This is a genomic window from Kosakonia oryzae, from assembly GCF_001658025.2.
In the GTDB taxonomy this organism is placed as follows: Bacteria; Pseudomonadota; Gammaproteobacteria; order Enterobacterales; family Enterobacteriaceae; genus Kosakonia; species Kosakonia oryzae.
The window spans coordinates 3,213,440-3,225,422 of the sequence record NZ_CP014007.2; the positions used below are offsets into that span (position 1 = coordinate 3,213,440).

An 11,983-nucleotide genomic window follows, 5' to 3' on the forward strand; every position below is an offset into this window, starting at 1 on the left:
CGCCGAATAACCATAATGACAGGGGGATGCTGTCAACAATGCCACTGCAAATATTGAAAATTATCCACCACAGGATCAGTATCTACTCACTTTCAATAGTGTTAACCTTCGGCGTCCTGTACGGCGCAGGACTCGGGATATATTATTACTATATCCATGAAAAAATTGAAAATTATGCTGATTTAATTCTGGCGCGCAGTGACACTTTGATCGCGGAGGTAAAACAGATTGACGGGCTTCGGCAGGAGTTTGCAGTCTATGAGCCATGCAGTAGCCAGTACCTGGATGTATTGCGAAAACGGCTCTGGCCCTACCCCCTGATTAAAGATATCGCCTATGTTGATGATGAGAAAATTATCTGTTCGGCCCTTTGGGGAAAATTGAATTCACCTGTTTCTTTAAATTTATTCAGAAATAAGGTTAATCGCGGGAGCTATACTTGGGTATTTGATGCCTTTATAGAAGAGAACATTACCGCAAATGTTCTTTACACTAATAACTTCGCCATAACGCTCTCTCCTTTTGTCTTCCAGCGTTTCTGGGAGGAAGCCAATAAAATGGATTTTGATGCCATCATCGGTGATTTTAAACATGAAAATCATTTTTTCATGATCGGGAAAAATACGCAATTACTGGAGTCGATAGAGCATAACAAAACTCATTCTTTGTTGTACTTTACTGAGCACTCCTGCGACCGTGCGAATGATATTTGTGTTATTGTCGGAACCTCACTCTCGCTCTTCTTTAAAAACAATAGTTATATTCTGGTATTTTTATTTAGTCTCTCCTTTATTATCGGCTTTTTGATTGGCACCCTGTATATTAATAACTTATCCCATAAACAGTCATTACTTACGCGACTGGAAAATGCAATTTTAAACCGGGAGTTACATTTCGTCTATCAACCCATATACAGAGTTAAAGACCGGGGAATAACCGGAGTGGAGGTGCTGTTACGCTGGACGGATCCGCAAATAGGATATATCGGCCCTGATATATTTATCCCGCTTGCGGAAAAAAATGGCTTAATCAACAAGATTAGCCAGTATGTGGTTGAGCATGCCATCAGGGAGTGCGCACCACTATTGCTGAACAACAATATCACTTTAAGCATCAACGTTAATTGTTCTGATATCTGTTCTGCAGAATTCCGTGAGAAACTGCTGAGTACGTTAAAAAAAGAAAATGTCGCAGGGGAGTCTATTATCCTTGAAATTACGGAAAGGCAAAGCTCCGGAACAGATGATATCAAGCAAGCGATGGATTTTTTTAAGGATACCGGTGTCATGTTTGCACTTGACGATTTCGGAACTGGTTATTCAAATCTGAACTGGCTTTCATTGCTTGACGTGGATGAAATTAAAATTGATAAATCATTAACGGACTCGATAGGGACTGAATCCATCAATAAACATATTCTTCCTGGTTTGATAGAAATGTTTAAAAAAATTCCTAAAATAGTGGTTTTCGAAGGCGTGGAAACTGAAATGCAGTATCAGTTCCTTAAAGAAAATGTACCTGAGTGCTGTGCACAGGGATGGTATTTCGCAAAAGCCGTTCCTTTAAGCGAACTCCGTGCTGTCCTCCCGGGTTAGAGGGCGATTCAGTTTAGTAAAAATACCGAAGTGCGAATGGATTTTTACAACAAGGGAAATGCGAAGCGGGCATTGACGGAAAGGATAAGTGACGGACGCAAGATATAAGAAAGCCGACTCTGCAGAGTCGGCTATTTTGTCTGTCAGAGCTTGAAGCTGCCAACCACGTTTTCGAGCTGGACGGTTTGTTCTTCCATGGACTGCGCGGCCGCCGCCACCTCTTCCACCAGTGCCGCATTCTGCTGCGTTGCGCTATCGAGCTGGTTGATGGCGATGTTGATCTGGGCAATCCCGCGACTTTGTTCATCGCTGGAAGAGCTGATTTCCGAGATCAGCACACCCACGCTTTCAACTTTTTCCATCAGGCCGTCCATCGTTGTACCCGCCTGACGAACCAGTCCGCTGCCCTGCTCAATGCTGCTCACCGACTCTTCAATCAGCTTTTTGATCTCCTGCGCTGAGCGGGCACTGCGCTGCGCCAGTGAACGAACTTCACCGGCCACCACAGCGAACCCACGACCATGCTCACCCGCCCTTGCTGCCTCCACAGCGGCGTTAAGCGCCAGAATGTTGGTCTGGAAGGCGATGCCGTCAATCACACTGATAATTTCCACCACTTTTGAGGAGGAGTCATTGATGTTATTCATCGTAGAGACGACTTTATTAACCACACTGGCCCCTTGTTTCGCCGCCGCCGAAGCCTCTTCCGCCAGCTTGTTCGCCTGCAACGCGTTCTCTGCGTTAAGGCGCACGGTGCTGGTCAGCTCTTCCATCGAAGCTGCCGTTTCCACAATCGAGGCCGATTGATCTTCGGTGCGTGAGGAGAGGTTCAGGTTACCGCTGGCAATCTGGCGCGAAGCCGAAGATATCGCCATCGAGCTATTTCCTACCTGTTGCATCAGCTCATTAAGGAACGAAATAAACTTATTGAAGTTGTTGATAATGGCGTTAAATTCCGGGCTTTTACTTTGCGCAAGACGCTGCGTTAAATCCGCACCGCCGCTGGATAGCGCTTCAATATTACGATTGAGCAACGTCACATTATGGAAAATATTGCGCACAATGATCATCATGATAAAGACGATAAGTATTCCGATAATCGCCTGTACGATGGTGAGCTTGGTCATAATAGCGTCAGACATACTCACCAGGTGGCTGCTCGGAATATCAACCGCCATGAACCACGGGCTGCCGCTAATGGGCAGAACGAACAGTGAATGCGCGCCATCTTCACCTTCATAGCTTCCGCGCACTTCCGTTTTTTTATCCTGGCCCAGCAGGCTAATTAACGGTGCCGCCGCCGGAATACCGAGATCGCGGACATTTGAGAGCGCGGGTTTATCCTGTACGGAAGAGCCGTTACCGACGATTTTGCCGTCCGCTTCTACAATCAGTACGCTGCCGTTTACCGCTTTGCCCATATCGACAGCCAACTGGTTAAAGAAGCCCAGCGTCACGTCGATGGTCGCCACGCCCCAGGCTTTGCCGTCTTTCCAGATCGCCATAGCACAGTTAGTTCGCGGCTGCGGGCTGGCCGCATCCTGATAGGCTTTCGCCCACGCACACTCGCCTTTCGGCGCATTCATGCCGTCTTTATACCAGGGTTGTTCCCAGTATTTTGCTGATTCCGGCTGGTTCCATACGGTGTTGACCTGCAGATTACCGCCTCCGTCACGGGCATAGAAGGTACTGAATTTGTCCCGAGCCGGATCGCGCTGAGCAGGCAGAGGCCAAATCCCACCGCCGAATACGTTTAAATCGCCATATTGGTTAACCAGACGCGGTAATAACTCGTCGATTTGCTGGCTTTGCAGCCCGACAACCAGTTCAGTGATTGAGCGTTGCTGAGCCTTAACGCGGTTCATCTGCTCTTTAATCGCGTTACTTTGTAATTCAACTGTCGCCTGAATATTTTTAGTCTCAGTCTCAATAATCTGCGGGGAGACGAATTGCTTGATAACAATATAGGTTACTATCAATAAGATAACGAAAAAGCTTATAAGTAACAGGCCTATTCGGCCCTGGGTATTTTTCCATGTCATAATTGCAGCACTCGATCTGGTTGTATTAGATGTAATAACGACATTTATTTGGAATTCTTTAATTTAATTTATGCACGGTTTCATATAAAAGCACATGCCATAATGGCAAAATGACGTTTTAGAAAAAAAGCTCTGCCTTTCATATTTTTTAAGTGCCACGCATTGTTTCTATAAAAGATAATATCGTCGTAATGAGTTATTTCTCGTGGATGAATTTACGTTGATGATATCAATATCATTTTCATCAAATCGACCTGGCGCTATGAAGCACTGCGTCCGGCTGTTGATGCGCAGGCCACCGTGCACGCAGGCGTTTCGATTACCGCCGTATATGGCAGTTGCTGCGTCGTGAAGGTCTGCATGTTAATCACCAACGCGTGTACCACCTTTATCATTTTAACGGCCTGGGTGTAAAACACAGACGGCGTCGCAGGGGCTGGCAACTGAGTAGCTTCCGCTGACGGTTGTATCTAATTCTGGGGAAAGGTCAATTGTTCCCTACTCAAGCTGTACGGTCACAATTGTTAGCTCAAATAATTTAAAAAGGATTGTATTCAATAAATAGTGAAGGAATCTCTAAGGGTTTTGATAAATTATTTTGATAACCGTTCGGGATCTAATAATAAAAAAACGGGAACCCTCAGGCTCCCGTTCTTGTTTAACCCGCAATGCGGATTACATGTTCGCGATAATCGCGTCACCAAACTCTGAGCATTTCAGCAGCTTAGCGCCTTCCATCAGACGTTCGAAATCGTAGGTCACGGTTTTGGCGTTAATCGCGCCGCTCATGCCTTTGACGATCAGGTCAGCCGCTTCAACCCAGCCCATGTGGCGCAGCAGTACACTTATAAAAATAGCATAAGGTCTTGTTATTGTGTCGAATTTTTCAATAACCAAACATCTTTTTAACGCTGTATCACAAGATCTAACGTGCTGATATACAAATGATTTACTTTCGTTTTGGGGAACGCTTTTGTAACATACACACTATATCTACTTCGAAAAAAGCAAAGACAATGGATTTTTTGACATTCTTATCATCAGTAATCAAGTCACTAGCCTGGCCTGTTCTTTTAGCTAGTGTTCTCTATTACGGAAGAAATGACCTTTTCAAACTTATTAGAACAATAAAATCAATAAAATATGATAAGTTTGAGATGATGTTTGAAGAGCAAGCTGCAGAAGCTGCTGGGGAGGCTGAGAATATTTCAGGTAAAGAAAAAGACAACTCAGAGCGTTACAAGGATTTTGTTTTCTTAAGCCCTTATGAAACTGTCATGAAATCCTATATGAAACTTGAAGACTCATTGCGTAATGCAGTGAGACGAAAGGTTGATGACGGTACAATTGAGTTACCTTCTCATTCACACCTCATTCGCCTTGAGACAATGCATGGAGCTACTCTTATGCGCTTGCTTTATAAAACTGGCTTGGTTGATGTAGATTTTGCAGCTTTACACGATAACTTACGCAATTTGCGTAACATGGCTGCACATAAGCATAATTTCGAAATTTCCCAAGACGCTGCAAAAAACTTTGCGGACTCTACAATTGCTCTGATAGACAAGTTAGAAGAAATTTGAACATCCGACATGGGGTGTCAGGGGTCGGAGGTTCAAATCCTCTCGTACCGACCAAAAATCCCAAACAAACCAACCCATTGCGGTTGGTTTTTTTATGCCTGCGATTTGCCCAAGGTAAAACAAAGGTAAAATGAAGGTAAAACCCCTGTCTGTTCGGTGCGTTTTTTTGAGAGATACTTACCAGAATCGCTGACCGTTCCTTTACTTAAATTTCCGTGTAATGTTAAATCAAATTCCCTTATAAAACGTAGTACTTAAGGGTGCGCACCAGTTTTCCCCCCTGCCCTATACTTTCAGCATTACAGTGCTGGAGGTGTCTATGTGTGGACGTTTTGCACAAGCTCAAACCCGTGAAGAATATCTGGCTTACCTGGCCGATGAAGCCGAACGTGATATTCCTTCCATATGCTCCAAAACCCATTGGATGCTATAACGTGGCTCCGGGAACAAAAGTTCTGATACTCAGCGAGCGCGATCATCTTTTACACCTCGATCCGGTAATCTGGTCATATGCACCGGGATGGTGGGATAAACCGCCACTGATTAATGCACGGGTAGAAACTGCGGCTACCAGCAGAATGTTCAAACCTCTATGGCAACATGGGCGAGCAATTTGTTTCGCTGAGGGTTGGTTTGAATGGAAGAAGGAGGGACAAAAAACGACCTTATTTCATCCACCGCGTCGACGGACAGCCGATTTTCATGGCGGCGATCGGAAGCATACCCTTCGAACGAGGTGATGAGGCGGAAGGATTTTTGATTGTTACGGCTGCGGCAGATAAAGGTCTGGTAGATATTCATGCTCGGGGTCCCTCGTGTTAACTCCTGAAGCGGCGCGTGAACGGATGAGACAGGATATTGGCGGAAAGGTTGTTGTGAAGATGGCTGCGGACAGTACTGTGCCGACAGAGAAGTTCATCTGGCACGCTGTGTCGCGTGCCATGGGAAATACTATATATCAAGGAAAAAATTAATAGCACCTTGATAAAATGTTTTTGCGGTTCGCATTATAGGTCACTCAACGCTGTATCTATTTCACTATCTGAATATATATATGGCATATTGCTGAAATAGTCCCCTGGATAAATTAACTTCCTTTTCAATTCAAAACCCACACCTTCATTAGCCATTTTCCAAAACTTCAGCTTACGATTATCTGACATCATAGCTCTCATGACCGTATAAATAGTAACGTCGGGACATTTAAATCCAAATATTACAGATTTGATAGGCGGCAATGAATTTCCAAGGCCTATTGGGCCAAAAATTCTCCATTCCGATTCATATCGCCACTCCCCAGATTTTGTTAACAGGCAAACCTGTTTTATTCTTGTATCATTCTCAGGATTATCGAGCCATTCGTTGATTTCGCTTGTTAAAATCTCCCTGGAGCCACCATAGATAACCTCTTGTACATGTTCGTCTTTTACTGATCTCATATCATATTCAATACAAAGCCCTTTATGTTGATTGGCATAATGAGACCACATTAATGGACTATCAAATTTTCGGCTAAGGCAGAGCACACCTTTTTTAAAGGTGTTAACTATTTCATCTTGGATCACCCCTCTATAGCGTTTCTCCAAGTAATCACTTCGCTGTTTCGTTTCAAACTCAGTCGCTGAATACTCAAAGTCAGAGAGCGCTTGTTCAACCTCACTGTTTGCAAGAAGATAAGCTCTTTGCGCTGTTTTTTCCTTTGGGAATTTCAACTTGCGCAAACTGCGAGTAAACTGCTTTTCAGCTTTCCTTAAAATTAATTTCGAGTAAACCTCTCTTAAATCCGCTAATTCCAAGTCGTTAACAATAATAGGTCGACAATCCAAAGGATCATTGAATTGCGATGGATCTGCATAATAGACCTGCAGCATACAGAGAAGATTAAGGGTATTTTCGCTGAAGGTTAAATATTTATAAAGATGCACCGGTTTATGTGCCATCAAAGCCATTCCTAAAGTAAAAATGTTTTTTTACTTTACAGTAAGCAAATCACTAAATCGAGTTGTATACCGGGGTGACAGCATATCGCGTTTCATTTGCCACTGTTGCTGTATGCCCTGCCCGGCAAAGTATAAAGTGCCTCGGCCGTCTTTTTTATTTAGCTGATCCAGAACTTCCATAAGCTTTTCACTGTTCGCGCGCGGTGCGTTGTCGTCAAACAAATTGAGTTGCGCGACGCCCTGGCTGAAAAAATCGCCCAGCATTACCCCCGCCTTCTGATACCGATGGGCATCCTTCCAGATCCGGTCCAGACAGCGCGTGGCCGCACCAATAATATCCCTGCTGTCCTGCGTGGGTGTTAGGAGTTTTACAGAGGCACTGTTGCCATAATAAGGCTCATTTGGTGCAAACGGGCTGGTTTTAACGAAAGCAGATATGAACCGGCAGTACTGATGCTCGCCACGCAGCTTTTCCGCCGCCCGGCTGGCGTAGCTGCATATCGCCTGTCGCATATCCTCATAATCGGTAATGCGACCGTCAAACGAACGGGAGCAGACAATTTCCTGTTTTGCCGGTGCGAACTCCTCAAACCCGAGGCATGACTCGCCGCGAAGCTCCCTGACTGTTCTCTCCAGAACGACACTGAAGTGCTTACGGATAAACCGGATATCAGTATCAGCCAAATCCAGTGCCGTTTTGATACCCATAGCGTCGAGCTTTTTTGAGATACGACGTCCTATCCCCCAGACGTCTTCAACCGGAAGCACTGCCATCAGCTTTCGCTGGCGCGCCTGGTTCGACAAATCGAGCACGCCACCAGTCTGTCGCTGCCACTTTTTTGCCGCGTGGTTGGCGAGCTTCGCCAGGGTTTTGGTTTGTGCGATGCCAACGCCGACAGTCAGATGAGTACGCTTCAGCACTGTGGCCCGTATCTCACGACCAAAGTCAGTTAAATCGCGGCAACTCCGTACGCCGGTAAGATCACAAAAGGCTTCATCAATTGAGTATATTTCCACGCGAGGGCTCATCTCTTCCAGCGTTGTCATCACCCGGTTAGACATGTCCGCGTATAGTTCGTAGTTACTGCTGAACGCCACAATGCCGTGGCGCCTGAATGCTTCTTTCTGCTTAAAGTAAGGCTCGCCCATCACGACAAAAGGCTTTGCTTCAGCGCTCCGGGCAATCACGCAGCCGTCGTTATTCGACAAAACTACGACCGGCATCCCCCGCAAATCTGGCCGGAAAACAGTCTCGCACGACGCATAGAAGCTGTTCACATCACAAAGCGCAAACATATTCAGCCCACTGCTTTGACGATAAAAGTCACAACCCCGAATATGTCGAGCGTGTCTTCACTCGTCACCCGGATCGGGCTGTATGCGGGATTCATTGGGTTGAGCTGAATGGTTGGCCTGAGCTGGAGGCGCTTCACAGTGAATTCGCCATCAACCGCCGCAATCACAATATCGCCGTGCTGCGCGGTGCACGAACTGTCTACAACCAGCAGATCTCCATCGCTGATTCCGCCATCAATCATAGAATCCCCAGCAGCCTTTACGAAGTATGTCGCACTGGGGCGCTGTACAAGAAGTTCGTTAAGGTCAATTCGCTGCTCAACATAATCCGCTGCCGGGCTGGGGAAGCCACATTGAACAAGGTCACTGAAGAGCGGGAGCGCGACAACTGCGCGCGGAAAATCTGCTGGTTTGATGAATTGCATAGTGTAGCCCTGCTTAATACTGTTTTTATATACAGTGGTGTTATTGGTGCTACTGATCAAGGCCGCTTCGCTTTACATATGCCAGCAATTGACATGTTTTCTATTGGCAATAAATATTTAGGTGGTGGAAAATTTTTTCGTGGTTCCGTCCGGTATCTCATGAACCTGAATGAAGTATGTCTATTTGCTTTTCAAGGTCATCAATGCGGGACATAAGCGCAAGAATGGCCTCATGATGCAACGCGGCCGCAACGCCTGAAGTATCCACGCCAAGAACGCCTTCGACGACAGTGCCATCAGTTAACGTCCTGTTCTGCCCCTCATAAACGCTACCCGGAAAAACCTTCTGCACGTCTTGTGCGATAAAGCCAAGACCACCAGCATAACCGTCGAGACGATCCCACGATACGCCACGAAGTTGCATCATTTTATCCAGCGGATCAGTTATGCGCTGGATATTAGTTTTAATACGCTCATCTGCGTTATTCACCCATTGTCCCGGAGCAGTTGCAGAGCCGCCGCCATCAAATGTATAAGATGCCCCCCGGACAAATCCGCCTTGAGCATTGTAAAGAGCAACGTTAAAAGTGCCGAAAGCGTTTGTTTGTCCCCATGTGTAATTACCAACAAGTGATGCGATCGCTCGGTCAACGCCAGCAATGTTATGGATTGACTCAATCGGGAAGCCTGTAAGTGCCGTTCCGGAAGAAGGTTCCGCCGCTGTTCTTCGCCTTACAGAGACGTTACCAGTGACATCAACAATTGATGTTATCTGACCGCCAGTTTTACCCGCAACCGTATTGAGGCGCGAATCATTTCCCTGGCAGAAAGTGTCCGCTGCCGTACCGAATGGACTGTTTGAACCTGTGCCGCCCTGCGTTTTGGATAGCGGCGTTGTGATCCCGGCCAGGCTGGTAATGTCGCTGTTCGCTCCCTTTGCAGCTTTATTGCCTACATCAGTCGCCAGGCTGTTAATTGAAGTAGACAGGCTATTAAGTGAAGCAGCTCAGGGGAGCTGTGTGCGTGAAAGGGTCAGACTCTCCGACAACGAAGCCTTCAGATGTTTATTGCCCGGAAGCTGAATATGAAAAATCCCCGCACAAGCCAGGATTCAACGTTGTTTCTAACCAGAGAGAAGTAAAAATCTTGTTTCAGGTAATACTTTTTGCGCAGCGCACTGGCTTTTTTTATCATCAGCTTCAACCCATTACGGAGTAAAACAATGAGTGAAGGATTACAGATTGTTATGTCGCCGGTACAACTGGCAGCAGTCTTATCAGATAAAACAATTACCAAAGCAGAAACCCTGCAAAACAGGTTACTCGGCGGTCTTGGTGTCGCGATGAGTACCGTTGAACTGGCCGGGGCTACCGTATTGTGTGCAGCACCGGATCCCACCGGATTAACCAAAGCAGCCTGTGTTGTTGTTGGTGCTCATAGTATGGATGGCCTAAAAACATCTATTGAACAAACCATCACCGGGCGCGATACCCGTAGTGCTGCATACCGGCTGGCCGTTGATATGGCCCGAAAGTTCGGCGCAGATGAAGATACGGCGTTAAACATCGGGCTGACTGTCGATATCGCTGTGCCTATGGCGTTTGGCCTGACGCTCGGTGCTGCCCGGGTGGCTTATGTCCGGGCAGGGACTTTCAAACTGGCAGAGCATGAAGCGGTTAAAGGTATCAAAGCTGGCGGCCATACTGTTGCGAAGCATATCGCCATTCCTGATGAGGAAATATTATCCCGGCTGGCAAGAAGTCCGCAGCTGGAATCGGTGTCGTCTTTCTATAAAATTGAACAGGCCGAAAAAGTTATCAGTGCAACACTAAAAGCTAATCGATTGAAAATACTGCACTGGGCAAATTTAACCCCTGATTCCCGGAACATACTGGAACTAACATACAATTACGGTTCTGCAGTTGGTTATGGCTTTCGACAGGGTAGTCAGATTAAGGAAACACTGTATGTTGTGCGCGTTGTTTTGATTAAAAAGATGTATAACAACAAACCCTATTACGTTTTAACTGCTTATCCATTCATGAGATAAAACTGTGAAAAAAAAATACCCTGATGTCAGGCTGCTGGTCGTTATTTTCTTTGGTCCAGACTTTCATATTTTTGGCGAATCTATTGATGAGATAATGGCCAGTTACGCTGAAACCGAAAGCGAATATGCTTTCCGTAACCTTAAAAAACAGGCATCACAATTGCTGGCACTCGAAAGCGATGATGAGTTAAACCATATTATGGTTGAACTGGCGGAAAACCAGTTTAAGCCCGCTTCCTGGGGTGAAACCTGGCGTTCATTCCTTCAAAAAGTTGTAGAGAGAATTCCTGATTAAACGGATAAAGCAAGGCCCGCATGGTGGGCCGTACCTTTTTTAAGTGGATAAACCTGAAGGTCCTCTGATCTCAGCAGCCGTCTGGTTAAAACGTTCCTCTTCCAGTTCCACACCTATAGCTCTGCGGCCAAGCGCCAACGCTGCCTTTATCGTTGAACCGGATCCCATAAATAAGTCGGCAATAACATCTCCCGGTCTGCTGCTGGCGGCGATAATCTGCTGCAGCATATCCGCTGGTTTTTCGCACGGGTGTTTTCCCGGGTAGAACTGTACCGGCTTATACGTCCAGACATCGGTATACGGAATCGCGGCGGTGACAGCAAAGTGCCGCCGGAGCGATTTATATTCGTCCACCAGCTCGCAGTATTTACGGTTGAGTGAATGGTACGTGGCCACCAACTGGTGATGAGGTTGAATCAGTTCGCTACGCTGGTGCTTCTCTGTGGCTATTCGGGTGAATAACGCCTGCAACTTTTGATAATCCGCCTCGCCCGGCAGTTGCCACTGGCTGGATCCGAACCAGTGCGAGACCATGTTTTTCTTACCCGTGGCGGCTGAAATCTCTTTCGATATGACGCCGAGTGAGGCTCGGGCACCCTGAAAATACTCGATCAGGGGAGCCATCAGGCTTTGCTTTAATTCCGTACCTTTCCTCTCGTAGCCATCGTCTTTCGGTCTGTACGGCCCAAGATAATGCTCTGCGAAGAGAACGCGGAAGAATTTTTGCGGGGAGAAAAAAACGGGAACCCTCAGGCTC

9 protein-coding genes and 4 pseudogenes are annotated in these 11,983 nt (G+C 46.4%); 6 read left to right on the forward strand and 7 right to left on the reverse strand.

Going from position 1 to position 11,983, the window contains the following annotated elements:
• Positions 1-26 precede the first annotated feature (26 nt).
• Positions 27-1,595 (forward strand): EAL domain-containing protein, encoded by a 1,569-nt coding sequence (locus tag AWR26_RS15380; protein WP_244256192.1) that lies wholly within the window; start codon positions 27-29, stop codon positions 1,593-1,595.
• A gap of 143 nt (positions 1,596-1,738) precedes the next feature.
• Here AWR26_RS15380 and AWR26_RS15385 read toward each other — a convergent pair whose 3' ends face one another.
• The gene (locus tag AWR26_RS15385; RefSeq protein WP_064567138.1) at positions 1,739-3,637 is read right to left on the reverse strand and encodes a methyl-accepting chemotaxis protein; all 1,899 of its coding nucleotides are present in this window, start codon (positions 3,635-3,637) and stop codon (positions 1,739-1,741) included.
• A 249-nt stretch (positions 3,638-3,886) separates the two neighbouring features.
• Between AWR26_RS15385 and AWR26_RS15390 the strand changes: the two are divergent.
• A pseudogene (locus AWR26_RS15390) lies at positions 3,887-4,074 on the forward strand (IS3 family transposase); the annotation flags it as partial.
• Positions 4,075-4,312: 238 nt separating this feature from the next.
• Here AWR26_RS15390 and AWR26_RS15395 read toward each other — a convergent pair.
• Positions 4,313-4,480, reverse strand: a pseudogene (locus AWR26_RS15395) (NADP-dependent isocitrate dehydrogenase); the annotation flags it as partial.
• A 173-nt stretch (positions 4,481-4,653) separates the two neighbouring features.
• Here AWR26_RS15395 and AWR26_RS15400 point away from each other — a divergent pair.
• Together AWR26_RS15400 and AWR26_RS15405 are read left to right on the forward strand one after the other, a co-directional pair.
• Positions 4,654-5,220, forward strand: a complete 567-nt coding sequence (locus AWR26_RS15400; RefSeq protein WP_064567140.1) for a hypothetical protein — start codon at positions 4,654-4,656, stop codon at positions 5,218-5,220.
• Positions 5,221-5,539: 319 nt separating this feature from the next.
• Positions 5,540-6,194: pseudogene (locus AWR26_RS15405) on the forward strand (SOS response-associated peptidase family protein).
• A 33-nt stretch (positions 6,195-6,227) separates the two neighbouring features.
• Here AWR26_RS15405 and AWR26_RS15410 read toward each other — a convergent pair.
• The 4 genes from AWR26_RS15410 to AWR26_RS15425 form a co-directional block, all read right to left on the reverse strand.
• Positions 6,228-7,160, reverse strand: coding sequence for a DUF2971 domain-containing protein (locus AWR26_RS15410; RefSeq protein ID WP_064567142.1), 933 nt, complete (start codon positions 7,158-7,160; stop codon positions 6,228-6,230).
• Positions 7,161-7,190: 30 nt separating this feature from the next.
• Positions 7,191-8,456, reverse strand: a complete 1,266-nt coding sequence (locus tag AWR26_RS15415) for a Y-family DNA polymerase (protein ID WP_064567144.1) — start codon at positions 8,454-8,456, stop codon at positions 7,191-7,193.
• A 2-nt stretch (positions 8,457-8,458) separates the two neighbouring features.
• Positions 8,459-8,881, reverse strand: a complete 423-nt coding sequence (locus AWR26_RS15420; RefSeq protein ID WP_064567146.1) for a translesion error-prone DNA polymerase V autoproteolytic subunit — start codon at positions 8,879-8,881, stop codon at positions 8,459-8,461.
• A 157-nt stretch (positions 8,882-9,038) separates the two neighbouring features.
• Positions 9,039-9,371 (reverse strand): tail fiber domain-containing protein, encoded by a 333-nt coding sequence (locus tag AWR26_RS15425; RefSeq protein ID WP_074922474.1) that lies wholly within the window; start codon positions 9,369-9,371, stop codon positions 9,039-9,041.
• Positions 9,372-10,103: 732 nt separating this feature from the next.
• Here AWR26_RS15425 and AWR26_RS15430 point away from each other — a divergent pair.
• Together AWR26_RS15430 and AWR26_RS15435 are read left to right on the forward strand one after the other, a co-directional pair.
• On the forward strand, positions 10,104-10,931 hold the full coding sequence (locus tag AWR26_RS15430) for an RNase A-like domain-containing protein (protein ID WP_064567151.1): 828 nt from the start codon (positions 10,104-10,106) through the stop codon (positions 10,929-10,931).
• 4 nt (positions 10,932-10,935) lie between these two features.
• On the forward strand, positions 10,936-11,226 hold the full coding sequence (locus AWR26_RS15435; protein WP_082934109.1) for a contact-dependent growth inhibition system immunity protein: 291 nt from the start codon (positions 10,936-10,938) through the stop codon (positions 11,224-11,226).
• Positions 11,227-11,265: 39 nt separating this feature from the next.
• Here AWR26_RS15435 and AWR26_RS15440 read toward each other — a convergent pair.
• Positions 11,266-11,940, reverse strand: a pseudogene (locus AWR26_RS15440) (DNA methyltransferase); the annotation flags it as partial.
• Between the last annotated feature and the right edge of the window lie 43 nt (positions 11,941-11,983).

What these genes read in the sequence shown, in the direction of transcription:
- AWR26_RS15380 (WP_244256192.1), top strand. Translation starts at nt 27, where the DNA reads ATGCTGTCAACAATGCCACTGCAAATATTGAAAATTATCCACCACAGG.
- AWR26_RS15385 (WP_064567138.1), bottom strand. Translation starts at nt 3,637, where the DNA reads ATGACATGGAAAAATACCCAGGGCCGAATAGGCCTGTTACTTATAAGC.
- AWR26_RS15400 (WP_064567140.1), top strand. Translation starts at nt 4,654, where the DNA reads ATGGATTTTTTGACATTCTTATCATCAGTAATCAAGTCACTAGCCTGG.
- AWR26_RS15410 (WP_064567142.1), bottom strand. Translation starts at nt 7,160, where the DNA reads ATGGCACATAAACCGGTGCATCTTTATAAATATTTAACCTTCAGCGAA.
- AWR26_RS15415 (WP_064567144.1), bottom strand. Translation starts at nt 8,456, where the DNA reads ATGTTTGCGCTTTGTGATGTGAACAGCTTCTATGCGTCGTGCGAGACT.
- AWR26_RS15420 (WP_064567146.1), bottom strand. Translation starts at nt 8,881, where the DNA reads ATGCAATTCATCAAACCAGCAGATTTTCCGCGCGCAGTTGTCGCGCTC.
- AWR26_RS15430 (WP_064567151.1), top strand. Translation starts at nt 10,104, where the DNA reads ATGAGTGAAGGATTACAGATTGTTATGTCGCCGGTACAACTGGCAGCA.